This is a genomic window from Oceanobacillus sp. Castelsardo (genome assembly GCF_001659985.1).
Classification (GTDB): Bacteria; Bacillota; Bacilli; order Bacillales; family Amphibacillaceae; genus Oceanobacillus.
Map to the genome: position 1 here is coordinate 120,629 of NZ_LYCS01000007.1, position 26,433 is coordinate 147,061.

Below are 26,433 nucleotides of genomic sequence, written 5' to 3' on the forward strand. Positions count from 1 at the left end.
AAATATATGGGCTATTATAATGACGGGTATCCGCCAAATCCGCATCGTAGAAAAAAGCGGAAATATAATTGGATTTTATCCATGTTAGTTGGATTAGGTATTGGGGTTTTCGTTGCGGTGCAAGTGATACCAACTTTCAGCGAGCCACAAAGTAAAAGGATAGATAGTTTTAATAAAGTGAAAACGGAACAGAATGGGAAAGGTGAGTTTCCTGCTGAAATTATGAATACTTCTGTAAATGTAGATGTCTCTACGCAAGTAACAGAAATAGTGAATAAGGTTACGCCGGCAGTTGTTGGTGTATCGAATCTTATGGAAAATGTCGATTATTGGCATCAATCAGAAGTAACGGAGGCAGCAACTGGATCAGGGGTTATCTATAAAGTGAAAGACGGAAATGCCTATGTTGTGACAAACCATCATGTTATCGAAGGTGCGGATGAAGTTGAGGTTGTATTATACAATGAAACTTCCATCCCAGCTGAAATAATCGGAAGTGATATTTTCACTGATTTAGCTGTTTTACGAATGGACGCTTCAAATGTAGAAAAAGTAATAGATATCGGTTCATCCGGAAACGTCAAAGTAGGTGAGCCAGCTATTGCAATAGGAAACCCCCTCGGTCATATGTTTTCAAGTACGGTAACACAGGGGGTAATCAGCGGAAAAGAGCGTACGATACCCCAGGATTTCGACCAAGATGGAAGATCTGATTGGCAAGCAGAAGTAATTCAAACAGATGCTGCAATCAACCCTGGTAACAGTGGTGGAGCACTGATTAATATTTCCGGTCAGCTAATTGGTATTAACTCCATGAAAATTAACCAAGAAGCGGTGGAGGGAATTGCCTTTTCCATCCCTATCGATTTTGCACTGCCAGTGATTAATGAATTAGAGAATACCGGAGAAGTGGTTCGGCCATACTTAGGCGTAGAAATCTATTCACTAGATGAAGTCCCGCAAGCGGAATGGAAGGATACTTTAAAACTACCTAAGGATGTAGAAGGCGGAGTATATGTTTGGACTGTCGAACGGTTATCCCCGGCTGATAAAGCTGGTTTAAAGCAGTTGGACGTAATTACTGCACTAGATGATAAACCAACAATGTCGATGATTGATTTACGCAAGATTTTATATCAAGAAAAGAAAATTGGGGAAAAGGTAAAAGTAACCTATTATCGCAATGGAAAACGAAAAGAAACAACTTTTGAACTCGGAGCACAATAAAGAACAAAAGCGGAAGCGCCCTTACAGGCTAAGAACGCGACGTCCTGTCGCAACGCCTGTACTAGCACGTCTTGTGCGTCGTAGCGACGTACGGAGGTGAGGGAAGCCTCGCTAGTCGCTGGGCGCTGGACGTGTCCTTCTTTAAGAAAGAATTTAATAAGCTCATTTGTATACTTCTGTTCATAAATTTATACACAAGAAAACAGCTATCTTCGGGATGGAAGATAGCTGTTTGTTATTCACAGGTATTATCCACAGCGTGTGGATATACCTGTAGATAAATACAATATATGGTATAGAAAGAATGTTCGGCAACAAAATAACTACGAACATTTGTGCATATGTTGATAAGTTTGTGGATGAATAGAAATAATGTGGAATAAAAGTGCTGTTATTAACTAATTATCAACAGATTTCCAATAATGGTTAATTGTATTTATAAACTGCTAACAATAAAAGAAGCATTACAAAATCTAGCCTAGCTTCAAATAAGAAGTGTAAGAAGGCTCCACTTGAAAGCAGAGGTAATTTGGTCAGAAGAACGGCAGCTAACATAATAACAATTAGTATGGACGAAGCCTTTCTTATATACATTCGGGCACAAATTAAAGTCCCACACACAATTTCTGCTATTGCAACGAGAAACAATAAGAGTTCTGGATAAGGAATACCTAAATTCGCAAAAATTATTTTAAAATCACCATTAATTAATTTAATAACTCCTGATGTGATAAAAACGTAGCCAATTGCATAACAAACCCACCTTGTCATCTGCATCTCCTTCTCAACCCCCTAAATACATTATTACTATATTCATATGCTTGAAGGTGGACAACATTGACAAGCAGTTAAGGTGTTTCCTGTTTTTGTGGATATCTTAAATGGTTACATAGAAAAAATACCAGCCTACTTAATGCGAAAGAGACTGGTATTTTTAATGATCAATATTAAATGGTATAGTCCTATTTCACTTAAACTTACCTTATGGTGAAAGGTGCTATCGTTTATTCAAGATTAGCAGTCTATTGCGATAGAAAAATCACCCTATCTTTCCTTTTTCCTTTTACTCCAATCATATGGTTTGTTTATCCACTTCCCAATAGGATAAATTAAAAATAAAAGCACAGAAAAAATAATGTTGTCAACCCAATGAATGTCACTGTTAAAAATGAATTGCTTTACGGTTAAAAAAAGAAATGCAATTATTGGGATTCCAATATTCTTTTTAAACATACTATCCTCCCCATAAGAAGCTATAATTTATTCCTTCCTTTATAAGTAAAAAATAAAAAAAGTAGAAAGATTATCCCCAAGCTTTTGTTATAAGTCTTTTTACAACTTTATGTATGTGTTATGTTCAGCCATTTCATAATGGATTCCGTTATCTCTTCTTTTTACTCTGTTTCCTTGTATTTAATATAACCATGCCTCCAATAATCGCAGAAAAAACAGCCAAGAAAACTATTATGAGTTCATTATCCAACATAATCACCTCGTGTATTTGAAAGTATTTATTTAGGCTAACTCCTTAACAAACTTGACCTTTAGCTCCATAATTCATAATAATAAGTAAAACTAATGAGCAATGATTACACAATTTCCTTTTCAAAAATAAGCTGCAACTTTAATGTCAGTCCATTATAAATCTACTTCCCAAAACAACAGTATTACCAGCACTAATCAATTAATAATAAATACTGAAATCAATAAACTGATTGCAACGGAAATATATGCGATTTGTATGGTTATGTACATTGTAAATTCAAGGGTTGAAAGTTTTCTTTGTTTTTTAGTCCTTTCTAAATGTCGTAAATAGAATGCGGAACTCAAAACAAGTAATGCGCTAGCAACTGCACGTAAAATTTCTACAAAGATGATCAAGTATATTAGCCCCTTTCCCGAACATTGGAACTAAAATTTGGATTTTAGTAATCTAAGCTTAGTTCCCCGATATCCCTTCAGTTTTAAATTATTTTCACTATGGAGCAAAGCTGATTTGACCAGTGAACAATAAGATAATCACAATGATCCAAAATATAAAGAAAGACGATGAGAGGATTAAAGAAATAATAGGGATTACATTTTTCTCCGTTTTCTTAACTATTCCAATGAGGGATAGTACGATGCCAGTTCCCGTAAGTAAAAATGTTATATTATCCCCAACTGAATTCCCGATATTTGCTATTCTTGTCGGCGTTATAAATACAATAAAAAAGCAAATAATGCCATTAACCAAAGAAATATAGCTAATGATACTATGCTTCTTTGATGTAATATTGTTCTTCAAATAATCACAGCCCTCCTGGTCACAGTTGCTCCTTTTTCATGCAGTCGGCGAGAAAAGGCTCGGCCAATCTCCGAACGCCCTCCTGGTCACTAGCGCCACCTTGTTTTCAAAATGCTTCATTTGCTTTGTCATTATAATGTGTCTCCTTATTAAACAAATCCTGCCCGCTCACTTAATCTCTCCTTCCCATACTAACATAATATTCGAATAACATTTTTGTATAAAAGAAAAAGACGCCTTCCTATTAAAGAAAAGCGCCCATTAATGGAATATCTAGTTAGTATTTAACAAGAAAATATTTTGACTCGCTTAAATGGATAAATCAAATGATAAAAACTCAGGCAGTTGTTGTTCACGCTTGTCAAGCATAATCTGTTCTGGTTTGATGCCCTGCTCACGTAGTACTTCAATGTTCTGCACGAGGAATTCATCACTACCGACAACATAGAAGAGTCCATCCTTGTCTGCAGCAAGACTTTTCACTTCTTCATAGTAGTCTTTACGGTTATCGACAAACTGTGATGTAAACTTCTTGTCAGGCGCGGATTCAAAAATATTAGGGAATAAGAATTCTTTTGCTGAATCAATGTTCAGGGAATGAATTTGATTGACGTTGTCAGCACGTTCGAAATAATCAAGTACAAGCGGTCTAAAAGTTGCTAGGCCAACACCCGATGACAGCAGGTAAACATTTTTGTTTTCTCTTTTAAGTGGTACATTCGAATGGGTTTTAAATATTGCAACTTCATTGCCGACTTCAAGGTTTCTTAAAATCGATTTAAACTCAGAGCACTGCTCTCTGATGCGTGTTGTGATACCGATTGAATTTTCATGTGGTAAAGTGGAGATGGACATGTGGCGAATTAGGCTGCGATTTGGTTTATCTCCGGCATTAAAACCTTCCAGTCCGAAGTGTGTATGGGAACCTTCTTCCCATGTAAAGTCTTCCGGACAGTCAAGGAGGTACGTTTTAACTTCAGGCGTTTCATCAATAATTTTATTTATTTTAGTCCAATATATTTGCATTATATCTTCTCCTAACTCAATTATTTGTATCGTTACTATCTAATATACAACAATTGATAATAATTCTCAATTAAACGGATTGGTTATTCAGATTCATTATCAGCATATTTTTGTAACCTACTTTCAAAAGTGTTTTTCTAGATAATGGCCCGCTGCTGAACAGGGATCAATTAGGTAATTCCACAATCACTCATTCTTTTACAACTAATTCAAAAGATTCCTCGTTACCGTCCCATTTCACTTCAACATGAACGACCATATCCTTTCTCATAATCGCTCCAGATCCACCACCCCTTGAAGTAAACTCTTTAACAGAGACAGGTTCATCAAAGGTTTCCGATAAACTACCTCCTCCAGTTGGACCGTTATATTCATAATCTAATTGTTTCATGGAAGCTATTTCGTTTAAATCTCCTTTATATGTTAACTTAAAGGTATACTCATCTTCACTTGAATACGTGTTTATATCATCGGCATCTTTACCCCATACTTCTTCTGCTTTATATATTAATTCAGCCGACCAGTATTTTCCTTCTCCTACAAATAGATAGTTATGTTGAGTTACCTCTTCATTGTTAGAACAGGCACTTATTAACCCTGTAAATAGAACTAATATAATTATTCTTTTTATTCGAAAAACCCCTCTCCATATATCGATTGCTGTTAAACCGTTGCACTAGTTAGCTTATTGATTTTCCTTTATTTCTTTTAATAAATTTATGATTTCCTCATTTTGTTTAGATGCCTTTCTAAGATGCCCTTCTACTGCTAAAAGTGTGATAACTATGACGACAAAGCCAATGAATATCAATAAAAATCCTCCTACTAATCTGCCATTAAGTTAAGTGTCTTTTTATACAATATTACCATAATGGTTCACCTGTTTAGGGAAAATTAAGACAATTAATTTAGGATTGGCTTCTAAATATTTTAATAAAAAAACTATCCTTAAGAAATGTGAGGATAGTTTTTGGCTAGGGTGTTTAAAGTATTTAGTTTTTACTATAGGAAAAATTTATATAGATATCCTTCTTAATTCATCTTCACTGTTCGGATACATCCATATCTTTCAACATCTGTATCATCATTTCCCTCGGATTAAATAACAGTTCTTCCGTATCAGTTGATGTATCATTTCCCTTCAAAATATTAATTTCATTATTAATATGCTCCATTTTGCGATCAAGCTCAGCTACAGTATCTGCAGCTTCTTTTAATTGCCTAGTTAAATGCTCAGGCACTTGCTTATTGTACTTATAGTAAATCTTATGTTCTAAACTCGCCCAGAAATCCATTGCAATCGTACGTATTTGCATTTCTACATACACATGTATTTTACGGTCTGACATGAAAACGGGAATCTTCATGATAATATGGAGGCTTTGATAACCATTCGATTTTGGATGTTGAATATAGTCCTTCACTTCTATTACTTCAATATCAGATTGTGCTTGTATCATCTTGCTAATCCGATAAATATCAGATGCAAACGAACAAATAATTCGGATTCCTGCGATATCCTTAATATTTTCTTGAATGGCCTCTAATGATAAAGGTAAGCTTTTCCTTTGTACTTTTTTAAAAAACTCTCGGCTGATTTCACACGTGTATTTACGTGCTCAATAGGATTGTAATCATGTACTAAACGAAATTCCTCTTTCAATATATTCACTTTCGTACTAATTTCATCTAATGCAAATTTATAAGCCATGCCAAATCTTGTAATCTTAATGCGTAATTCATCTAATGTTTCTTTATTAATTGGTTCATGTGATGCCATTGTATTTATAGTTCCTTTCTATAAGGGAAAAGTTTTGACTCTGATAAGGTAAATCGTAATTTTGATTACTATCATCATTATAACTTGTAGGGCATAAGAAAAAAATCGTGGGCGTGGATTTCAGTAGGTATTGTAATCAAATATTCTTATTTCATAAAGGCTATTTTTCGACAGAACTTACAAGAAATATGTCGATATTCCCCGGGAAATGAAAAATATTTCCGAAACGCTACATAGTAAATGGTTGAATTGCAAAATATAAAATTGGGAGGAGGATGAAGTAATGAGAAAGGTTATTTCAGCAATTACAGTTTTATGTATTTTAATGATTGGATCTATTTCGTTTTTTTCATTATGGGAGCCAATTCAAGCACAGGAAGAGGCGATTCCTTCCTATGCAAAATGGGGCAGAATGGCCATGAAAGAAACGAGTAAGAAATATCCAAATGCACAAATTATTGATTATTTACATGTTGGGAAGAAGACGAAAGGTGACAACGCAGTAGAACAATTTAAACTATGGTTAAAGGAAAATAACAGGGAATTTGGTGTGTTGATTGATATTGAATTTCATCCCGATACAGATGAAGTCATATCTGTAAATTTTAAAGAGGTTAATCAATAAAGCGGTCGGTTTATTCTTATTGCTTGCCAGGGGACTTATAAAAATCCACAATGTCGGGATTTAGCATTGGTGTACTAGATATCAGTACTTACGCGGCATATATCAGCACTCACACCTGGGATATCGGCGCTCACGCAGCAAATATCAGCGCTCATGCTCGAGATATCAGCACCCGTCCGCTATATCAGCATTCACACCCGGGATATCAGTACTCACGCATCAAATATCAGCGCTCACACTTGAGATATCAGCCCACGTCCGCTATATCAGCATTCACGCTCGAGATATCGGCACTCACGCATCAAATATCAGCGCCCACACTCGAGATATCAGCCCACGTCCGCTATATCAGCATTCACAGCCAGGATATCGGTACTCACGCATCAAATATCAGCAATCATCCCCCGGGATATCAGCACACGTACACTATATCAGCACTCACAGCCAGGATATCAGTACTCACGCATCAAATATCAGCACACACACTCGAGATATCAGCACACGTACGCTATATCAGCATTCACAGCCAGGATATCGGTACTCACGCAGCATATATCAGCACTCATCCCCAGGATATCAGTACACGTAATGCTATATCAGCATTCACTCTCCGACTATCAACAATAATATTGTAGGTGTTCAAAATGTTTATTAAAAGGTACATAAAAGTTTTTCTCTTCATCTTATTTTTTGCTCCACTTTTTAATATTGAATTGATTCATGCTTCTGAAAGTATCACCTCAGAAATAAATCCATCATGGTCATTGGAAGAAAAGATAAATAAAATATTTGAGGATGAGCGACTACAAGGTTCTATAACTGGTATAAGCGTGAGGAAAGCAGATACTGGGGAGGAAATATACTCTCACCATGGAAATATACGTTTGCATCCTGCTTCTAATATGAAAATATTAACAGCGTCCACTGCCTTAGAAGTTCTAGGACCAGACCATAAATTCAAGACAAAGGTTTACACGGACGGTGAGCTAGTTGGTGGGGTTCTAAAAGGAAATCTATATATACAAGGCGGAGGCGACCCAACGTTACTAAAGGAAGATATAGATGAACTTGTTAACCATTTAAAGAAATTAGAGGTTCGGAAAGTTGAAGGGGATTTGGTTGCAGATGACACTTGGTATGATAATATTCGACTATCCCAGGATCTGAATTGGTCGGACGAACCATTTCATACGGGGGCGCAGATTTCGGCCTTAACGCTTTCGCCGGATAAGGACTATGATGCGGGAACAGTAATGTTAGAAATAATTCCTGGGAAACGACAAGGGGATGTTGCCCAAGTAAATGTCATTCCTAATACAGATTATGTGAAAGTTTTGAATCAGACAAGAACAGTTCATAAAGATGAGAAAAAACAACTAACAATAGATAGAGTACACGGAGAGAATACAATCATAGTAGAAGGTGATATACCTATTGGGACATCTAAAGAAAAAACTTGGGTGGCTGTATGGGACCCTACTAGTTATGTATTAAATATTTTTGCATCGTCACTTAAAAGTAATGGGATCTCTTTTTCATCGGAATTGGAACAACGATTGGATGCGGTTCCTAAGGACGCAACGTTATTAGTAGAAAATCAGTCAATGCCCTTAAAGGAATTGTTACTTCCCTTTATGAAATTAAGTAATAATACGATTGGTGAAGTGTTAGTTAAGGAGATGGGTAAGGCCGTTCATGGGGAAGGGAGTTGGGAGAAGGGGCTTGCAGTTATGGAAGAGTCTATAATAAATCTTGGTATGGATCCGAATCTTTTTCTACTTCGTGACGGCTCAGGAATGTCCCATAAAAACTTTGTTTCTTCCAGCGAATTAACGAAGCTTCTTTATGAGATTCAACAAAAAGATTGGTTCACAGTGTTTGAAAATTCACTTCCCGTAGCAGGTGAGTCGGAAAAATTAGTAGGTGGAACACTTCGAAGCAGAATGGACAATCTAAAGGGGAATGTAAGAGCTAAAACAGGATCCATTACCGGTGTACAAACCTTATCTGGTTATGTTACGAATATAAATGGTGAAAAACTAATCTTCTCTATATTAAATAATAATTATATAGAAGATTCCATGTCAGCCATTCAAGATACAATGGTCACTATTCTTGCAACACATAATTTAAATTAAAAGGGAATCTAACAGGATTCCCTTTTTCGCTTTGTTTACGGACTAAAATTTTCCCCCTTACCAATTTATGTAATTCCCAGAGTAATAAAATTATTAATTTTAGCTTATATAGTTTAAAATAAAACTATGTTTAAATGAAAAAGGAAGGTACGTATGACGGAAGAGAATATAACTCGTTTACATATGAATCATAAGGAAATTATTCTTATTGGAACGGCACATGTTTCCAAGCAAAGTGCCGAACAAGTAAAAGAAGTCATCGAAGCAGAAAAGCCAGATTCAGTTTGTATTGAATTAGATGAAGCGCGGTACCAATCAATTAAAGAAGGTAACTCTTGGAAGGATATGGACATTTTTAAAGTGATAAAAGAGAAACGTGCAACGCTTTTATTAATGAACCTCGCCATATCTTCCTTCCAGAAAAGAATGGCTAAGCAATTTGGAATCAATGCCGGTCAGGAAATGATACAAGGGATGGAATCGGCTGAGGAAATTGGTGCGGAATTGGTTCTCGCAGATCGTAATATTCAAATTACGTTTGCAAGAATATGGGGAAACCTAGGATTGAAAGGCAAATCTATTCTTTTAACGCAAATAATGGCCAGTATTTTTAGTAAAGAGGAAATTTCCGAAGCAGAATTAGAAAAAATGAAGCAACAAGATACAATTAATGCGATGCTTCAGGAATTTACAGAACACTTCCCAAGACTCAAAAAACCATTAATTGATGAACGAGATCAATTTTTATCCCAAAAGATAAAAACAGCTCCTGGGGACAAGGTAGTAGCTGTATTAGGTGCAGCACATGTTCCCGGCATAACGAAGGAAATAGAAAAAAATCATGATTTAGAAAAACTGTCCATACGACCGCCAAAGTCGAATGTACCAAAAATTATTGGATGGTCCATACCAATTCTAATTATTGCCATGATAGCTTACACATTTATTTCAAACCCAGCAGCAGGTTGGCAGCAGACCATTAGTTGGGTTTTATGGAATGGTTCCTTTTCCGCATTAGGAACTCTTTTTGCATTAGGACATCCTTTGGCCATTGTCACATCCTTTATCGCTGCTCCTATTACTTCATTGAATCCACTACTGGCAGCTGGTTGGTTCTCTGGAATTGTCCAAGCTTATTTTAGTAGACCAACTGTACGGGATTTTGAAAATCTAGCTGAGGATGTATTTACGGTTAAGGGATTTTGGCAAAACAAAGTATCACGAGTATTATTAGTTGTTGTTTTGGCAAACATTGGTAGCTCTGTTGGTACGTTTGTTGGAGGATTTGATGTTGTACGACTATTCTTAGATAATTTGTTTTAAATTGGAATAGGTAAGGAATACTATTCATAGCGCCCAATAAATCATATAAAAATAAATATAAGTTTTTATGGAGCTTAAGGAGGAAATAAGCCCGTGATCATTGCGATCATTTTCTTATTATTTGTTTCATTTTTCTTTTCGGGAAGTGAAACAGCATTAACAGCAACAAATAAAATGAAATTACAGACAAAAGCGAATAACGGTGATAGGAAGTCAGAAAAGCTTTTAGACTTGGTTTCCAAACCTAGCGAATTTATAACTTCGATTCTTATAGGGAATAATATTGCGAATATACTTCTACCAACTTTAGTTACAACGATAGCGATCGAATACGGATTTAATATTGGATTGGCATCCGCTATTCTGACTATTACCATTATCGTTTTTTCAGAAGTACTCCCGAAATCGATAGCAGCTGCATTTCCCGATAAAATTGCAGCAATCGTGTATCCGGTTATTCGCTTTTTTGTCATTATTTTTAAACCAATCACGATTATTTTAAATAGTTTAACGGGATTCATCACTAGGGCCCTATCGAAAGGGAACCCGGAAGATGTTTCTATTTCAAAAGAAGAGTTTCGAACGATGATTGATATTGCTGATTCGGAAGGGACATTCGGGAAAGCTGAATCACATCGGATACGTGGGGTCCTTGATTTTCAAAATTTGAATGTAAAAGATGTATTAAAGACACCACGAGTAGATTTAGTGGCACTACCAATCAACGCTACGTATGAGGAAGTAAGAGAAGTAGTCCTTCAAAACCCATTTACAAGATATCCAATCTATAGAGAAGATATTGATAATATTATCGGGGTATTTCATTCTAAATATTTAATCCAATGGTCATTAGAACCCGAAAAACCACTTAAGCAATTTAGCGATATTGATCCATTACTCGTCTATGAATTTCATTCGGTGGAATGGGTGTTTCTCAAAATGACAAAGGAAAAGAAACATATGGCGGTTGTATTAGATGAATATGGTGGTACAGAGGGAATATTGACACATGAAGATGTGATTGAATCCATGATTGGATTAGAAATTTCAGATGAAATGGATTTAGATACCGATGCTTTAGTTGAAAAGCTAACAGAAACCGAAATTGTTTGTGACGGTAAAATCACGCTTCATCGGTTAAATTCCATCTTTCATACAGACATTCCCGAAGAAGAAGATGTGTTAGCCGGTTACTTACTAAAGGAATTAAATGAATTCCCTGAGGAAGATGAAGTCATTGAGCGGGAGAATTTAACCTTTAAGATTATGGAAATCGATAACCGCACGATTAAAAAAGTACAAATTATAAAATAAGTAGAGAACCCCATTTTATATAAAGTGGGGTTTTTTTAGGCGGAGGTACGAAGGAAATGAAAATTACTATTGTATCGGTGGGAAAACTGAAAGAAAAATATTTAAAACAGGGAATCCAAGAATATTTAAAAAGGTTATCAGCCTATGCAAAGGTCGATATTATCGAAGTAGCAGATGAGAAGGCACCAGAAAACTTGAGTGAAGCGGAAATGGAAGAAGTAAAACGGAAAGAGGGAGAGCGTATCCTGTCCCATGTCGGGGAAGATACATATGTATTTACGCTTGAAATTAAAGGAAAGATGCTAACTTCTGAAGAGTTCGCAAAAAAATTAGACGACCTAGCGACATACGGTAAAAGCAAAATTGCATTTATCATTGGTGGGTCGCTTGGCATTAGTAAAGAAGTGCAATCCAGAAGCGACATGGCGATATCCTTCTCAAAAATGACGTTTCCACATCAGGTCATGCGGTTGATTTTATTGGAGCAGGTGTATCGGGGGTATCGGATAAATAGGGGGGAACCGTACCATAAATAGGTGCGGTTTTTATGGTGTTGGAAGATTGAGATAACTATTCTAAATATTAATTAGATGTTAAATGTGAAAACATTATGCTTTGATTTTCATTTCATTAAGATAGGATTACCATGCATCGGTCAGCTTATAGCTGGCCTTTTCCTTTAATATTAGGAAAATCTTAAGAATTACATAAAGAGTTTGTTAAGATTTAATTGGTATCATTCTCTTATGGTAAAGAATAGAGGGGAGACATGGTATGGTTGATTACATATGTAGGAGTGAATGTTCATGAATATCTTGGTTTGTGATGATGATAAGGCGATTGTGGATGCCATTGGGATATATTTGGAAAATGAAGGTTATCAAATATTCAAAGCTTCGAACGGAGTTGAGGCGATTGAAATCACCCAGGAAAATGAGATTCATCTTGTTCTTATGGATATTATGATGCCGAAGATGGACGGGATCCGAGCTACGATGAAAATTAGGGAGGATCATAATATCCCCTTGATTATGCTTTCGGCCAAGTCGGAGGATTACGACAAAATCCTCGGTTTGAATATTGGAGCGGATGATTATATTACGAAACCATTTAATCCTCTGGAGCTAATCGCAAGGGTTAAATCACAGCTAAGAAGATATACAACTTTAGGGAGCCTTGAAATGAAGACAAATGTGTATCAAACCGGTGGGCTCGTCATCGATGATGAACGCAAAGTCATCACTGTTGATGGAGAAGAGATCCATCTAACACCGGTACAATATAAGATTTTAAAGCTTCTAATAGCGAATCCCGGAAAGGTATTCTCGATTGAGGAAATCTATGAAAAGGTTTGGAATGAGCCAGCCTATAATCCAGAAAATACCGTATCCGTTCATATTCGAAAAATACGAGAAAAAATCGAGATCAATCCAAAAGAGCCAAAATATTTGAAGGTGGTGTGGGGAGTTGGGTATAAAATTGAAAAAATTTAGCCACGCAGTTTTAACAAAAATCATTGTGTTTATCATCATGATCAGCTGTTTTACAGGGATCATGAAAAATATTATAGATGTAGAAATCATAAATGAAGCTAATTATAGTTCTGCGTTTGAGGCCGATTACTTCCTAAGTAAGGAATTTATTATCGAAAATGAAGCTGTAATTAGTGGTCTTACAAGACTTATCAGTGAATATAAAAGTGAAGAATATATTTTGAACGGCGGGACGATTAGTGAGGATGAAATTAGAATGGAGGAGGATAACCTATACGACTCTTTCCGATGGAATTCCCGAAGCTATAATCCAAACTTAAGTGAAGCACAAAATTATGAAATTTTTAAAAAGGAATATGCAGATAAGCTAGCTAAGGCAAGGGAACAGCTAATTAAAAATGATTTAAGAGAATTGCATTTCATCATGCAAAACATAGCAGAGCATGAAGGCATGATATACTATGCAACTGATGGCAAAACGGTATATTCAAATACATCGATGAAGGAAAAACAACAGTTTAAAAAATATCCAGCATATATGGTTTTTGAGAAATATAAACAAGAGATTTATCCGGAAAATGTAACTGAAAATGAGTATTTTCATAGGATTGAAGGCTATAAAAATGAATTGAATCCCGAAACTGATATCGTTTATGTTGCTTTTAGTGAGGACTATTTAAATCTTAAACAAAAAGAGTGGAAGGAAGACAAAGAAGTAGCTACAAAAGGTTTAATTCTTTTACTCGCATTTACCATAGGTTTTACTTTGTCATTTGTTTACCTTGCACTTGTTGTTGGGAGAAGGTCCTTTCAGGAACGGGAGCTACACTTGAATTTTGTTGATAAATTATATATTGATATTAACATCCTGCTATGTATAGGACTTATTGGGCTTTGGGGTGCAATTATGGACAGCGTGAATATTCAAAGTATGGATGTCATAGTTTTCCCAGTTACAATCCCGATTGCAGCAATAGGGTTTGCATTTATTCTTTCATTGGTAAAACATATCAAAAATCGAACGTTCATCAAGCATTCTCTTATTTTTACGGTTATTTATTTGATCTATAAATTCATAAAAAATGTATATGACAGTGGAGGTACTGCTGTTAAGACGGTATTAATTGTGATTGGCTATCCGATTTTGGTGGCAGCGACGTTTTTCATTTTCCCAATTACGTTAGGGGTTGCAGCTTGGTTTGCCTATAAAAAGGTTAAGACGTTCAATGCCATAAAAGAAGGTGTCGAGCAAATCAAGGGTGGAAATCTCCATCATACGATTGAGGTAAGTGAAAAAGGGGAGCTAGGAAATCTTGCGTCAAATATTAACAGCATCGCAGACGGACTGAAAAAAGCGGTCGCCAGTGAGCTTAAAAGTGAAAGACTCAAAACAGAGCTCATCACCAATGTATCCCATGATATCCGAACACCATTAACTTCAATTATTACTTATGTCGATCTATTAAAAACGGAAAAAGACCCTTCAAGGGTAGAAGAGTATATCGAAGTATTAGATCAAAAATCAAAACGACTTAAGGTCCTGACAGATGACTTATTTGAAGCAGCAAAGGCATCAAGCGGAAATATTCCAGTGAGTCTTGAGAAAATTAATATTGTGTCATTAATCACCCAGGGGTTTGGGGAAGTAAATGATAAAATTGAAGAAATGAACCTAGAATTTAAGCTAAATCATCCAGTGGAAAAAGTGTATGTAACAGCAGATGGAAAATTACTATGGAGATCTATCGAGAACCTATTGTCTAATATTTTCAAATATGCCCTCAAAGGGTCAAGGGTGTATATCGATATTGAGGATGAAAGCGACGGCATTCGACTAACCTTCAAAAACATCTCGGCACATGAATTAAATATCTCAGCAGACGAACTCATGGAGCGATTCAAACGAGGCGACGAAGCAAGAACAAGCCAAGGAAGTGGGTTAGGACTGTCCATTGCCAAAAACCTCATTGAAATTCAAAAAGGGAAATTTAACATACATGTTGATGGAGATTTATTTAAAGCAATGATCTATTTACCTAAACATAAATCCAATAATGAATGATTGATACGTTTTTAAAAATCATAGAAGTGGAATAGGATATCAATGGATGTCCTATTCTTTTTTACGTCGCTTTGTTGTTAAAGTAGATAAGTCTCAGATGCGGGCTCGTTGCAAAAATCTCAGGTATATAATTCGGAGCGCTGTCTGATTAAAAATAAACTGCCACTTAATTAAGTGGGGGGAACCGTATCACAAATAAATGGGTTTAAGGGATGATGTTGTTGTAATAGAATGGAAGGAAATATTCAAAAATAAAAGGAATGAATGAGATGCTATTTGAGACAATGTTAATGTTGAGTACGAATCCTGATAAAGTAGCAAGTACTTATCAAGCAGCAAGTGAGATTTGGGATGATATTTTTGCAACAGAATTTAATAAGATTGTTGAAGAAGAAACGGAGGACTATATAAACAAATCGGAGACGATGGATTTAGAAGACCATCTTGATATCCACTTAGATATAATGGTAGGTGATAGACTAGCAAAAGTTTTAACAGAGAGACAAGAAGAATTTAAAAAGAAAGTCGGATTAGGGCTTTATGAAGATGTATTTGCTTCGCTTGGATTTCTCCGTTTTTACAAAAAATATAGTCACGATGTAAATCGAATGGAAACTAGCTTTCTCATTAGAGGATTTAGACGTAGTGATTGTCGCTTATCTATTCAACATAAAGCCGAAAAGTTTTGGGAATTTGTCAGTTATCGTAATTGTTATGGTGATCAGGGGATGATTAATTTAATGGTTGAAACCATATTAATGTTGAGCAAAGATCCTTATAAAGTGGCAGAGGCTTACAAAGCAGGAAGTAAAATATGGGGAGATATATATTCGTCAGATTACTCGAAGATCTATCGAGAAGAAACAAATAAAATGATGGAATCATACGCTAAAAGTTACAAAACTAGAATGAGCGAAAGAATGGCTGAAATTTTACCTGCCAGAGAGGCGGAGTTTAAAAAGCAATGTGGAGATGGCTTATATGCGGAGGTTATGGCCGTTTTAGGTGTTTTATTTTTCTATGACGCTCAGCATGGACTGACAGGAGAGGCGGGTGCAGGTGGAGCACGGTTCCTAAAAGCAATTCGTCTTAGTAATTGCAGTGAAACGGTTAAAGATAAATTTGAAGGATTTTATAAACGAGCGAGGAAGGGATAAGTGGCTCTACCCTACAAGAGAGTTCAATAATTGGTCAGCCTATGATTGGATTGCGGTGCACGTCATTTCCCGAATATCGACTACAATATCCATCATTCGGTTTTAGTGAATATTAAATAAGTGTCTGTCATCACTCGTATGTTGTGGAAGTTATCGGCTTCATTCGGGTGATGACAGTGGATTGCAAAGCTTGTTAATTATAAATCCCGTGCATTCCGCTTTGCTTCATTAGCTTCATGTTGCATTCTCATTGCTCTATTAAGTTTTTCATCCGTGTAATGTGTATTAGGATTATATATGGCTTGTTTTCCTGCATGTTTCCAGGCGTAAGCAGCTTCTTTCTGTTTTTGTTTTGCTTTCCAGTGTGCCTCATCTTTTGCTTTCTGTTTATCATTTGAACTGCTAGATCCACCAAAAGCGGCCCTACCTCCTGAAGATGATCCGCCTCCTGAAGGTGAAAAGATAGCAACCAAAGCCATTATCGCACCCCATACAGCCAGTACAACCGCTTTAACCGTCTTTATGAGCGACCGTTTCAGCAGCAAATACAATAATGCTCCTTTAACAGAACCTGCCTTACCTTTTCCTAAGATCTCTATAATTTCATCCTTATCCTTAGCACTTTTAAACTTGGAGTCATACATCCCTTGTTCTATGTCGTGTAATACTTCTTTATTCGTGTTCGTTATCTTTATCATAAACTTATTAATAAGGATTACCAAAAAGAATGTGATGGCTAGAACAACAATCGTACTAATCAATGGTAATACCACATAATCATCCATATATTTTTGACTGATATAGGTAATTAGCCGCATTCCGATATATTGAAGGAAAAAATAACCTAATACGATTCCATACACACTATACCACTTAAAGCTTTTCTCCTGACCTAACATTCTATTAGCTTTCATTGCCTCTGCTCCATTACTTGGAGAACGTGAAATGAAACCTTTTAATCTAAGGAATCCTTTTATCACCAAAATGCTCAATAATGCTGACGGAATCGCTAATAGTATTCCAAGTAAACCAATTGAATAGTTATATGTATAAATGGATGAATTATCGATATTCATCATATATGTTAATCCATTATTCACAACATCATTCAATATTTTCGTTAAAAGTAAAGTCAAGACTAAGAATGGTATTGTTTTGCCTTTTACAATTTCCTTTACTGTCCATGAATATTTATTTCCCATTACGCTTTTCCCCTTCTATACAACTATGTGTAAATACGAATATGATTACGTAAAATGACCCACCATGGCACACGTGGTTGGGAGACTTGGCGGGTTATTACTTTGTGCTGGCTTTAATATGAAAAGATGTACGCCCGCCATCCAGGCATGAAATAATTCAGGCCTATATTCCCTTTTTGATGGATAACACAAGACCTAAGCGGGCAGGATCTGTCCAGCTTTCAAATCCCTCAAGGGGCTTCCAACAATCAAGTTCCCCCATATCATAGGAATGCGGGGTCGTTATACCAAAAATCTTCTTCGCATCAATGGTATCAGCCATTGTCCAATTGCAGCCAAATGAATCATTTACCATCGCAAGGACAAAATGCACCATCGAAGTGCCATCTAATAGAACACCTTGATTTTCCGCCAATTGGAATGGCTCGTCATTACCAGAGATTTTACCTGCATTATACAATTCGTCTGCTTTCGCTTCGATAGCGCCTTTTCCCCCGACCATGACATAATAATACGTATCCTCCGTTTCGGTTAATTCAACTAATCGAATCGAATGAGTTCCCACGTAGATACCAACGTTATCTAGAAATTCAGTAGCTATATTCGTTATATGCGTTGTGACACCATATATTTGGTCGACTAAAACCATGGATGTTTTCCCTGATGCGGTATAAACAGTTGGATCTTTTTCAAAAGAATGATGGAACGGGATATAGCCAAAGTTTTCCCTAACTGTATCAAACATTAACTCTGAATTTTTTGTTGGTACCATTTGAACAAAGTTATTATTTATGGTAGACATATCTTTAGGGATAAATGTCCCTAAATTATAAATACCACCAGTCTCCATCATCTGTTGATATTCCATTCGTTCCGTGTGAAATATTTTATTTTCTCTTATCATGACTATTCCTTCTTTCGTTTTTTTATTTGGAAGGTGTACCTCTCCATCAGATCCCGGAGTACGTTTTTCCTCCTTCTTTTTTCCTCAGCCAACTAAATCCATCCCCTTTTGTTATCGTTGCTACATCGATTGGACCACCTACCATTTCGGAATAGGCGGAAAAGTCTCTTTTTAAAGTCGATATTTGTAACAAGGACTCCGCTAAATGTGCCAATTCTATTGTAGATGAAGATTCGACAACTTCTAACATTGGGTCGATAAACTTTTCACGTTGATAATAGAAAAGCTCCTTTTTATATGTATCATAAACTTGCATGGATGCAGCAGACATTTTTCCCTGTATTTCCTCCCAATCCGCCTCATCATGAAGGTGATCCTTTACTTGTTCTGCCCAAGTATCCGTTAGCATGGCCAATTGGTTTTTAAAAATGGTCCCAATAAAGTCTTCTATATCCGCATGAATACCATCTAGGAAACCTTTAACCCTATCTCTTTTAGCAAGTGGGAAGATGATTCCATGTATTTGATGATTTATTTTTTTCTTCTTAATAAAATACTTATTTTTATGATTCACCTTCCCGTCAATGATTAATAGATAGACAGTTGGGTAGATTTCCTTCTTACCATATCCAGCGAAAATAATCCCAGAAAATTTATCGGAGAAATCCTTTATGATAGATTGAATCATCACCTCTGTTATTGCATCCATCCATTCATCTTTAAACAGATGCCTTTCAAACTTCTGTTCAAGTAATTCACTTACATTCCCTGCATACTTTCCAACTAATTGTACATAATCGTTAGAATTAAAACCTTTTGGATATTCTTTATCTGTAAGTTCCCGCCTTCTTTTACTTAAGTATAATTCTGCTTGTTCCATATACATTTCTTGGACTTCATTTGGTTGTTTTTCCTTGCCTAGTTCACGGTAAAGACGCTTATGTTTCTGGGATAATTCATGATGTAAACGTGTCATATTGGAAGATAAAGTATGGTTAATATGTCTTTCCTCATTTTCTTCATCCATAAATTCATAGAATTCGTTCTGATGGAGGAACTTTAAGAAGTCTTCCATATATTCCTTTACGGTGTCAAATCCACGAACATCTAATTTACGATTATATACTTTGATTAGCGCTTCCCATGGAATATGGAACATCGCGTTAACGCCATATGTCATAACGCCGATATTATGTCTTTCTGAAAGCGGGAATAGTTTATCTGCGGCATCCGATACTTTCTTTCCCTTCATAGAAACTGCACTGTCTGTAGCTAAAGCAATTCCACCTGTATTCATTATTACAACTTGAGTCGTCATTCAAGTCCCCCTTATTCAAATAGTTTGTAAATGACCCTAGCATATAATGATGCTTGATTCTATTAAATCCAACGGCAAATTGAGATAGCGTAATAGAATAATTGTACGGCTGTAAACCCACATTGAATGAGTTTCACTTTATTGGAATATCTTCTTGTATTTATGTTTTCTTATCTAGTCTTCCAATTCATCAAACATATCTAGGTTCATATCCCCTTTTTTATAAAGCCTTTTGTATTCTTCAAAGATTAACTTATCGATTAAACTACTGTTCGTGTGGTTCGTGTCAATTAACAGCATTTCTAAATACCAGCTTGTTTTCTCGGATATATAAATTTTCTTTTGAATTTTTTTTCCTCCGACATCTTCACCAACAAGCTCTGGGAAAAAACCCCTTATCCTATTAACGGAATCTTCATCCGTATCAGGAGAAGAAAAAACTTCACTTGCATATTGGATGGCAGTATCATAAGGAATAGGTATGATTTTTACATCTTCTACATTTTGCCACTCTATTTTTGGATCAATATCATTATTGTCCACAGCCACAAGCCCAACAAATTCGCTTTGTGTGTAAAAGAAATATTTACCACTTTTTGTTTTATAAAGCTGTTTAAGTTTTGTTACGGTTGCATCTTTTCTATGTTCATATGCTACCGATACCTGTTCACAAATTTTTTTGGCTGTTTCGGTGTTGTAAACAGCACCTTCAATAACCTTTTTCATGTTATCCCCTTTCGTTTTTTGAGTTAGTACTAAGTCGGTAATTTAACTATAAGATAGAGTTAGTACTAAGTCAATATTGTTTTATTAAAAATTAAATTTATTATTAAGAATCGCAGAAATTTAAGGTCCATTCGCTGGAAGTGACACAAAGAGACTTGCTTCAAGCTATGGTCATCCTATAAACATGATTGGAGAAGTAATTCGAAGAGCGGGTTGTGGTTTATTCCCCCCTTAATGTTTATCCGTACATACAAAAAAGCAAAAATAGTACAGAACATGTTCTGTACTATTTAATGTTAGATATTGTTTCTCCCTATTATATATCGGGTTATCCTCTTCACGAACTTTAAGCCGTATTACATCTGCTAATGATGCATCCCAAATAACTTTAATCCATCCTTTAAATTAAATATAAATCATTTACTAATGAAAAATATGTTGATAAAAATTCATTCATGATAGTCCATAAGTTAGAAATGGAATAGATATTTAGTCCATTTTTCCACTAATTATACAATTAAACTTTTAAAGCCTGATTAGTCAGCCTCTCCCTAGTCCTCTACCTTCTCAACAACAAATAAACAAAATAAGGAGCACCAATCAACGATACCATAATTCCCGCCGGTATTGTGGTGTCTATAATATTCCGCCCAACTGTATCAGCAAATAATAATAACCAACCACCTAGTAAAATAGCAATTGGAATAAATAGTTGATTTCTAGGCCCAACTAAACTTTTTGCAATATGTGGCGCCATTAGCCCGATAAAGCTAATACCACCTGTGACAGAAACAGCGGTAGCTGCTAATGCAATAGCAGTTAAAAGTAAAACGATGCGCTCTTTCTCAATGGAAAGCCCGACTCCAATGGCAACAGGGTCACTTAATTCTAAAATGTTTAGGCGATTTGCCTTGTACAAAGTAAATGGAATCAATATGACTAACCAGGGAAGGAGAGCCAAGACAAATGGCCAATCGGTCCCCCAGATGTTACCTGCCAACCATTTGGCTATGAAATCGACTTTATTTCGTTCGGCAGAGGAAATAATGACAATCAAAGCTCCGGAAAGTGCTGTAGAGAACCCAACTCCGATGAGGACTAAATTTACAGGTTGTAAACCATTATTTTTCCCGTAAGCAAACAGATAAATTAGGAATCCCGTTATAATTGCACCTATAAATCCAACAACTGGAATCATATAAACAAATGATCCAGCTTCAGTAGGGAAAAATAAAAAGAAGACGGCAATGGCAACCCCTGCTCCTGAATTAATCCCAATAATGCCTGGATCTGCTAAATCATTTCTTGTTATTCCTTGTAATATAGAACCAGATAATGCAAGTGCCATCCCTGCAAGTAGCGTAATTAATATACGTGGCAAGCGAATGGAGTACAATATAAATTCCTCTTTAAAGCTTCCTTGACCTAATATCGTATGGATGAGTCTATCAAAAGATAAACTAGCAGATCCTATTCCCATTCCAATAATAACAGTGGCCATAATAAGCAGTAGTGAAATCAATAATATTATTCGCTGCTTTCTGATTAGTGTTGAATGTATCATAGGAGTACTTTTCCTCCTTTTCGTACGATGATAAGGAAGAATGGTAAACCGAGCATAGAAATGATTGCTACAACAGGTGTTTCATATGGAGCATTTAATGTACGACCAAGTGTATCTGCAAATAGCATGAAGGTGGCTCCAACAATCGCCGACATTGGTAAAATAAAACGATAATCGGTTCCAACAATAGCCCGAACAATATGAGGAACCATCAGCCCAATAAAGGTCATATTTCCAACTAAAGCAACAGATGCTCCTGAGAGAATAATAATGGCAATAAATAAAAGGATTTTAATTCTGATGATATTTTGCCCTAAGCTAATTGCAACCTCTTCGTTTAAGCTGAGAATGGTAAGTTGTTTAGAAAGAAAAAAGGAAACGACAATCCCAATAATAATAAACGGCATAATAATTTGCAGTTGACTCCAATTTGTCCCTATCATTCCTCCTGCAGTCCACATCGAGATATCTTTAGAAGTTTTAAAATAAAGGCCGATCCCCTCGGCGACAGCATATAAAAAGGCAGAAACAGCAGCCCCAGCTAATACAATACGAAATGGAGAGAATCTGCCTCTTTTCATCGAATCAATTCCAAAAACTAATGTGGCACCGATAGCAGCGCCAATAAAACAGGCAATCATCGTCAGGAAGTAATTGGCTGCTGGTAGAAAAGCAACGGTAACCGATAAAGCTGCGTAAGCTCCGGCAGTTAAGCCTAGTAACCCTGGGTCAGCCAACGGGTTGCGGGTTAAACCTTGCATCATTGCACCAGACACAGCAAGAGCTGCACCAACAACAATAGCAGCTATTTCACGAGGTAAACGAATTTCACGGATAATTGAAATGTGTTCACTGGTCGCGGAAGTTGTAAAAGCCAACCATATATCTTTAACCGAGACATCTGCAGCACCATAGATCATCGCTATAAAAAACATCCCGATAAAAAACAAAACTCCTAATATAAGTTTGAATGTAAACGAGGTAAAAAATATACTTTTCTTCATCATTCGGCTTGCACTTATCCTTTCATAGAATGGAAAAAGGGTTAACGGAAAAAGGAATTAATGTAATGTTCCTTTTTGGCGCCCCCCTCTCCTATGAATCCCTGCTTTTAAAATGTTAATTACCTAGAAATGCCTCTTTAAATTGTGCTAGTTGCTTTTCAAGTGTGACTGGATCATTAAATGATGCCCCTTCACCCTGCATTTCAATAACATTTCCATTTTGAACTGCTGGGATGTTCTTGTACGTATCTGTTTCTTGGAAGGATGTATCTGCATCCGAGTATTTACTTAAAACTATATAATCTCCCGCATATTCTGGAAGCACTTCAGCAGATAGCGTATAATATCCTGATTCTAATGCTCCTTCTTTTACCTTTTCAGGCATCTCTAGTTCCATTGTTTGATACAAGATTTCTGTTCCACGTGCAAAGTTATCACCGTAAACATAAAGGCTTTTTCCATATGCTTCGATAACAGATACGGTCGAATCTTCTCCAATTTTTGCACGAACATCTTCCCCGATTTCTTCTGCACGTTTTTTAAAGTCATCAACCCAAGCTTTGGCTTCCTTTTCTTTGTTTAGTAGCTTCCCAATTTCTATATGCTGTGTTAAATAATCTACTTTACCCCATGTATACGTAACAGTAGGTGCGATACTTTTAATTTTATTCAGATTATTAACTGTTGATAACGCGATAATTAAATCTGGCTCTAATTCAATAATTTTTTCTAAATCATCTTCTGAGACTTCTGCAACATCTTTTAATTCATTTTCAAAGGTTGGATTGTTTTTAGACCAAGTATCAACTCCAACAACATTAACTCCTAAATGTAAAACGTTTCCGGTGTAGCCTGAAAGAACAACAACCCTTTGCGGATCAGCTGGAACCTTAATTGGACCAGTTTCCGACACGTATGTAATTGTTTCCGATTTTGTTGAACTGTTCTCCTCCATTGTTGCCCCTGCATTGCCACATGCACTAATTAAAATTAGCAGTAGTAAACATGGGATTAATAGTTTCTTCATGTTTATTTTCCCCTTTCAGTAAATTATAAGTAACACACATTGGTTTATTCGTTCTTGGATCACGGTCAATCACAGCGTCAATTTGAAAAACTTCCCGGAGCACTTCAGGAATAATAATCAACTCAGAAGCTCCAGCTTTTACAATTTCTCCGTCTTTTAGCGCAATGATATAGTCAGCGAAACGGGCAGCTTGATTTAAATCATGAAGTACCATAATAATGGTTCTGTTTTGTTCTTGATTTAATTGTTGTAATAATTCTAAGACCTCAAGCTGGTGAGCCATGTCTAAATAGGTTGTTGGTTCATCGAGAAAAATAATATCTGTCTCTTGTGCAAGTGCCATAGCAATCCAAACACGTTGACGCTGACCTCCAGAAAGCGCACTGATCGGACGATATTTAAAGTCTGATGTGCCAGTAACCTCAAGCGCCCAATCAATGACTTCATAATCTATCTTTGTTAAACGACCAAAGCCTGATTGATAGGGGAATCTTCCATAGGATACTAATTCACCAACAGTTAAACCACCAGCACTATCGGGAGATTGTGGCAAAATGGCCATTTTTTTTGCCAAGGTTTTTGAATTTTCTTTTGAAATATCTTTCCCATCTAATAGAACAGAGCCTGCTTGATGCGGAATAATGCGTGTAATAGCTTTCAATAAAGTTGATTTTCCACAACCATTGGCTCCGATGATGGTTGTGATTTTTTTATCTGGAATTGCCAAACTGAGATTTTTTACAATTAAACGATCACCATAGCCAATACTTAATTCTTCACTAGATAGGCGAATCATCTTTATTACCTCCAAAATAAAGTATGAAAAAAAATTAAATGATAATGATTATCAATATCAATTATATATGTTAATATATATTTTAAAATACAATATGTCAATATTTACTAAATAATAAAAATACATTTGGGTTGGAGTGAATGATAATGAAAGAAAAGGATGTATTTGATGTAACGATTATTGGTGGAGGACCAGCAGGGTTATATTCAACCTTCTATAGTGGCTTAAGAGAAATGAAAACAAAACTGATTGAATATCAGTCAAAACTTGGTGGGAAAATTAATGTCTATCCAGAGAAGATGATTTGGGATGTTGGTGGAGTACCGCCAATTCCAGGAGAAAAGCTGATGGAGCAGTTAGTAAAACAAGGCTTAACCTTTTATCCAACGGTTGTATTGAATGAAAAGATAGAATCAATATCTCGTAATGAAGATGGAACATTTTTATTAAGGGCTGCATCAGGTCAAAAGCATTATTCGAAAACGGTTATTATAGCCGTTGGGGCTGGAATTTTAAATCCCAAAAAGCTGGAAATCCCAGGAGCAGAGCGGTTTGAAGTTGCTAATATTCATTACACAATCACTTCACTTATGAAATTTAAAAATAAAACCGTAATGATCTCTGGTGGTGGAAATACTGCTATTGACTGGGCAAATGAATTAGAGTCTATAGCGAATAAGGTGTATATCACTTATCGAAAGGAGTTATCCGGTCATGAAGCACAGGTTACACAATTACTGAACAGCTCTGTTCATTGTTTGCCTCACACTAGAATTACCAAACTGGTAGCTAGTGAAAATCATGAAAAAGTTAAAAAGGTCGAGCTGACAAATCAAGAAACAGGGGAGAATACGTATATAGATATTGATGAAGTTATTATTAATCATGGTTATGAGCAAGATACCAGCCTACTAAAAAATAGTGAATTAAATATAGAGATGGCAAATGATTTTTATATTGCTGGTAATCCTAACAGTGCATCTTCAATTGAAGGACTATATGCGGCTGGAGATATTCTTAAGTTTGATGGGAAGCTGCATTTAATTGCTGGTTGCTTTCACGATGCAGCGAATGCTGTTAATCAAGCAAAACATTATATTCAACCGAAAGCTGAGAAATTTGCAATGGTATCTTCACATAATGACATTTTTCAAAAGAGAAATCGGGAATTAGTTAAAGAAATGATAATGGGAAATCATGCTGTATGGAATCATAAAGTGGTAAAGCATGCAGATAAACAATAAAGAGTTGTATTTTTGAATTAGAGGGTCTTTATTGAAGCTACTTCTTTAGTAGTATCACGAAGAACCGTAACACAAATAGACACACCTTTTACATCAATTTCACTGAACTAAAAAGAAAAGTGCCAGGCACATAAATCATTCGAAATGGTTTACGTGCCTGGCACCTTTAATTACCCGGGAACTTACCGATAAATATAATAGTATGACTCACTTCCA

25 protein-coding genes and 1 pseudogene are annotated in these 26,433 nt (G+C 36.1%); 10 read left to right on the top strand and 16 right to left on the bottom strand.

All coding sequences use genetic code 11. From position 1 onward, the window contains the following. Positions 1-6: 6 nt before the first annotated feature. On the top strand, positions 7-1,227 hold the full coding sequence (locus tag A9178_RS13065; RefSeq protein WP_068676013.1) for a S1C family serine protease: 1,221 nt from the start codon (positions 7-9) through the stop codon (positions 1,225-1,227). A 426-nt stretch (positions 1,228-1,653) separates the two neighbouring features. On the opposite strand, the gene A9178_RS13070 is transcribed toward A9178_RS13065, so the two are convergent. From A9178_RS13070 to A9178_RS13100, 8 genes and pseudogenes are all read right to left on the bottom strand, one after another. Then, positions 1,654-2,004, bottom strand: coding sequence for a DoxX family protein (locus A9178_RS13070; RefSeq protein WP_060668977.1), 351 nt, complete (start codon positions 2,002-2,004; stop codon positions 1,654-1,656). A gap of 267 nt (positions 2,005-2,271) precedes the next feature. After that, entirely contained in the window at positions 2,272-2,460 is a 189-nt protein-coding gene (locus tag A9178_RS13075; protein WP_047186199.1) for a hypothetical protein, read from the bottom strand. Positions 2,461-2,907: 447 nt separating this feature from the next. Beyond that, positions 2,908-3,108: a hypothetical protein gene (locus A9178_RS19185; RefSeq protein ID WP_047186171.1), complete on the bottom strand. Its 201-nt coding sequence runs from the start codon at positions 3,106-3,108 to the stop codon at positions 2,908-2,910. 97 nt (positions 3,109-3,205) lie between these two features. Further along, positions 3,206-3,514 carry a hypothetical protein gene (locus A9178_RS13085; RefSeq protein WP_068676015.1) on the bottom strand — a complete coding sequence of 103 codons (309 nt, stop codon included), beginning with the start codon at positions 3,512-3,514 and terminating at the stop codon, positions 3,206-3,208. Between the two features lie 309 nt (positions 3,515-3,823). Next, positions 3,824-4,540, bottom strand: a complete 717-nt coding sequence (locus A9178_RS13090) for a ferredoxin reductase domain-containing protein (RefSeq protein WP_047186169.1) — start codon at positions 4,538-4,540, stop codon at positions 3,824-3,826. 190 nt (positions 4,541-4,730) lie between these two features. Next, complete coding sequence (locus A9178_RS18690; RefSeq protein ID WP_052771776.1) at positions 4,731-4,931, bottom strand: hypothetical protein; 201 nt, start codon at positions 4,929-4,931, stop codon at positions 4,731-4,733. 294 nt (positions 4,932-5,225) lie between these two features. Beyond that, positions 5,226-5,351 (bottom strand): hypothetical protein, encoded by a 126-nt coding sequence (locus A9178_RS19505; protein ID WP_255376722.1) that lies wholly within the window; start codon positions 5,349-5,351, stop codon positions 5,226-5,228. Between the two features lie 232 nt (positions 5,352-5,583). Next, positions 5,584-6,320: pseudogene (locus tag A9178_RS13100) on the bottom strand (GTP pyrophosphokinase). 283 nt (positions 6,321-6,603) lie between these two features. On the opposite strand from A9178_RS13100, the gene A9178_RS13105 reads away from it, so the two are divergent. The 8 genes from A9178_RS13105 (at position 6,604) to A9178_RS13140 (ending at position 16,432) form a co-directional block, all read left to right on the top strand. After that, positions 6,604-6,945, top strand: coding sequence for a YqzG/YhdC family protein (locus tag A9178_RS13105; protein ID WP_068676017.1), 342 nt, complete (start codon positions 6,604-6,606; stop codon positions 6,943-6,945). Positions 6,946-7,589: 644 nt separating this feature from the next. Continuing rightward, positions 7,590-9,083 (top strand): D-alanyl-D-alanine carboxypeptidase/D-alanyl-D-alanine endopeptidase, encoded by a 1,494-nt coding sequence (gene dacB, locus A9178_RS13110; RefSeq protein ID WP_068676019.1) that lies wholly within the window; start codon positions 7,590-7,592, stop codon positions 9,081-9,083. 153 nt (positions 9,084-9,236) lie between these two features. Continuing rightward, positions 9,237-10,406, top strand: coding sequence for a TraB/GumN family protein (locus A9178_RS13115; protein WP_068676021.1), 1,170 nt, complete (start codon positions 9,237-9,239; stop codon positions 10,404-10,406). A gap of 93 nt (positions 10,407-10,499) precedes the next feature. After that, the gene (locus tag A9178_RS13120; RefSeq protein ID WP_068676024.1) at positions 10,500-11,720 is read left to right on the top strand and encodes a hemolysin family protein; all 1,221 of its coding nucleotides are present in this window, start codon (positions 10,500-10,502) and stop codon (positions 11,718-11,720) included. 56 nt (positions 11,721-11,776) lie between these two features. Continuing rightward, entirely contained in the window at positions 11,777-12,256 is a 480-nt protein-coding gene (rlmH, locus tag A9178_RS13125) for a 23S rRNA (pseudouridine(1915)-N(3))-methyltransferase RlmH (RefSeq protein ID WP_068676026.1), read from the top strand. A gap of 270 nt (positions 12,257-12,526) precedes the next feature. Continuing rightward, positions 12,527-13,213 (top strand): response regulator transcription factor, encoded by a 687-nt coding sequence (locus tag A9178_RS13130; protein WP_082918198.1) that lies wholly within the window; start codon positions 12,527-12,529, stop codon positions 13,211-13,213. Beyond that, positions 13,200-15,275, top strand: a complete 2,076-nt coding sequence (locus tag A9178_RS13135; RefSeq protein ID WP_231889851.1) for a HAMP domain-containing sensor histidine kinase — start codon at positions 13,200-13,202, stop codon at positions 15,273-15,275. The genes A9178_RS13130 and A9178_RS13135 overlap by 14 nt, the downstream gene beginning before the upstream one ends. 269 nt (positions 15,276-15,544) lie before the next feature. After that, the gene (locus tag A9178_RS13140) at positions 15,545-16,432 is read left to right on the top strand and encodes a hypothetical protein (protein WP_068676032.1); all 888 of its coding nucleotides are present in this window, start codon (positions 15,545-15,547) and stop codon (positions 16,430-16,432) included. 197 nt (positions 16,433-16,629) lie between these two features. Here the strand turns inward: A9178_RS13140 and A9178_RS13145 are convergent, their stop codons facing one another. The 8 genes from A9178_RS13145 to A9178_RS13180 all read right to left on the bottom strand — a co-directional run bounded on the left by A9178_RS13145 (position 16,630) and on the right by A9178_RS13180 (position 24,973). After that, a complete protein-coding gene (locus A9178_RS13145; RefSeq protein ID WP_068676034.1) occupies positions 16,630-17,634 on the bottom strand; it encodes a hypothetical protein in 1,005 nt (334 codons plus the stop codon). Between the two features lie 163 nt (positions 17,635-17,797). Next, on the bottom strand, positions 17,798-18,538 hold the full coding sequence (locus A9178_RS13150; RefSeq protein WP_068676036.1) for a hypothetical protein: 741 nt from the start codon (positions 18,536-18,538) through the stop codon (positions 17,798-17,800). A 46-nt stretch (positions 18,539-18,584) separates the two neighbouring features. Beyond that, complete coding sequence (locus A9178_RS13155) at positions 18,585-19,856, bottom strand: hypothetical protein (protein ID WP_068676038.1); 1,272 nt, start codon at positions 19,854-19,856, stop codon at positions 18,585-18,587. A gap of 174 nt (positions 19,857-20,030) precedes the next feature. Beyond that, complete coding sequence (locus A9178_RS13160) at positions 20,031-20,582, bottom strand: hypothetical protein (RefSeq protein ID WP_068676040.1); 552 nt, start codon at positions 20,580-20,582, stop codon at positions 20,031-20,033. Between the two features lie 559 nt (positions 20,583-21,141). Further along, complete coding sequence (locus tag A9178_RS13165) at positions 21,142-22,146, bottom strand: FecCD family ABC transporter permease (RefSeq protein WP_068676042.1); 1,005 nt, start codon at positions 22,144-22,146, stop codon at positions 21,142-21,144. After that, the gene (locus tag A9178_RS13170) at positions 22,143-23,153 is read right to left on the bottom strand and encodes a FecCD family ABC transporter permease (protein WP_068676044.1); all 1,011 of its coding nucleotides are present in this window, start codon (positions 23,151-23,153) and stop codon (positions 22,143-22,145) included. The genes A9178_RS13165 and A9178_RS13170 overlap by 4 nt, the downstream gene beginning before the upstream one ends. A gap of 112 nt (positions 23,154-23,265) precedes the next feature. Then, positions 23,266-24,177, bottom strand: coding sequence for an iron-hydroxamate ABC transporter substrate-binding protein (locus A9178_RS13175; RefSeq protein WP_068676046.1), 912 nt, complete (start codon positions 24,175-24,177; stop codon positions 23,266-23,268). Further along, on the bottom strand, positions 24,131-24,973 hold the full coding sequence (locus A9178_RS13180; RefSeq protein WP_068676048.1) for an ABC transporter ATP-binding protein: 843 nt from the start codon (positions 24,971-24,973) through the stop codon (positions 24,131-24,133). Before A9178_RS13180 ends, A9178_RS13175 begins: the two co-directional genes overlap by 47 nt. Before the next feature lie 146 nt (positions 24,974-25,119). On the opposite strand from A9178_RS13180, the gene A9178_RS13185 reads away from it, so the two are divergent. Beyond that, positions 25,120-26,217, top strand: coding sequence for an NAD(P)/FAD-dependent oxidoreductase (locus tag A9178_RS13185; RefSeq protein WP_068676050.1), 1,098 nt, complete (start codon positions 25,120-25,122; stop codon positions 26,215-26,217). Positions 26,218-26,433 lie beyond the last annotated feature (216 nt).

Excerpts from the sequence above, each read along its gene's own strand:
- A9178_RS13065 (WP_068676013.1), top strand. The coding sequence starts at position 7 with ATGGGCTATTATAATGACGGGTATCCGCCAAATCCGCATCGTAGAAAA.
- A9178_RS13070 (WP_060668977.1), bottom strand. The coding sequence starts at position 2,004 with ATGCAGATGACAAGGTGGGTTTGTTATGCAATTGGCTACGTTTTTATC.
- A9178_RS13075 (WP_047186199.1), bottom strand. The coding sequence starts at position 2,460 with ATGTTTAAAAAGAATATTGGAATCCCAATAATTGCATTTCTTTTTTTA.
- A9178_RS13090 (WP_047186169.1), bottom strand. The coding sequence starts at position 4,540 with ATGCAAATATATTGGACTAAAATAAATAAAATTATTGATGAAACGCCT.
- A9178_RS18690 (WP_052771776.1), bottom strand. The coding sequence starts at position 4,931 with ATGAAACAATTAGATTATGAATATAACGGTCCAACTGGAGGAGGTAGT.
- A9178_RS13105 (WP_068676017.1), top strand. The coding sequence starts at position 6,604 with ATGAGAAAGGTTATTTCAGCAATTACAGTTTTATGTATTTTAATGATT.
- dacB (WP_068676019.1), top strand. The coding sequence starts at position 7,590 with ATGTTTATTAAAAGGTACATAAAAGTTTTTCTCTTCATCTTATTTTTT.
- A9178_RS13115 (WP_068676021.1), top strand. The coding sequence starts at position 9,237 with ATGACGGAAGAGAATATAACTCGTTTACATATGAATCATAAGGAAATT.
- rlmH (WP_068676026.1), top strand. The coding sequence starts at position 11,777 with ATGAAAATTACTATTGTATCGGTGGGAAAACTGAAAGAAAAATATTTA.
- A9178_RS13130 (WP_082918198.1), top strand. The coding sequence starts at position 12,527 with ATGAATATCTTGGTTTGTGATGATGATAAGGCGATTGTGGATGCCATT.
- A9178_RS13140 (WP_068676032.1), top strand. The coding sequence starts at position 15,545 with ATGCTATTTGAGACAATGTTAATGTTGAGTACGAATCCTGATAAAGTA.
- A9178_RS13145 (WP_068676034.1), bottom strand. The coding sequence starts at position 17,634 with ATGGGAAATAAATATTCATGGACAGTAAAGGAAATTGTAAAAGGCAAA.
- A9178_RS13150 (WP_068676036.1), bottom strand. The coding sequence starts at position 18,538 with ATGATAAGAGAAAATAAAATATTTCACACGGAACGAATGGAATATCAA.
- A9178_RS13155 (WP_068676038.1), bottom strand. The coding sequence starts at position 19,856 with ATGACGACTCAAGTTGTAATAATGAATACAGGTGGAATTGCTTTAGCT.
- A9178_RS13160 (WP_068676040.1), bottom strand. The coding sequence starts at position 20,582 with ATGAAAAAGGTTATTGAAGGTGCTGTTTACAACACCGAAACAGCCAAA.
- A9178_RS13165 (WP_068676042.1), bottom strand. The coding sequence starts at position 22,146 with ATGATACATTCAACACTAATCAGAAAGCAGCGAATAATATTATTGATT.
- A9178_RS13170 (WP_068676044.1), bottom strand. The coding sequence starts at position 23,153 with ATGATGAAGAAAAGTATATTTTTTACCTCGTTTACATTCAAACTTATA.
- A9178_RS13175 (WP_068676046.1), bottom strand. The coding sequence starts at position 24,177 with ATGAAGAAACTATTAATCCCATGTTTACTACTGCTAATTTTAATTAGT.
- A9178_RS13180 (WP_068676048.1), bottom strand. The coding sequence starts at position 24,973 with ATGATTCGCCTATCTAGTGAAGAATTAAGTATTGGCTATGGTGATCGT.
- A9178_RS13185 (WP_068676050.1), top strand. The coding sequence starts at position 25,120 with ATGAAAGAAAAGGATGTATTTGATGTAACGATTATTGGTGGAGGACCA.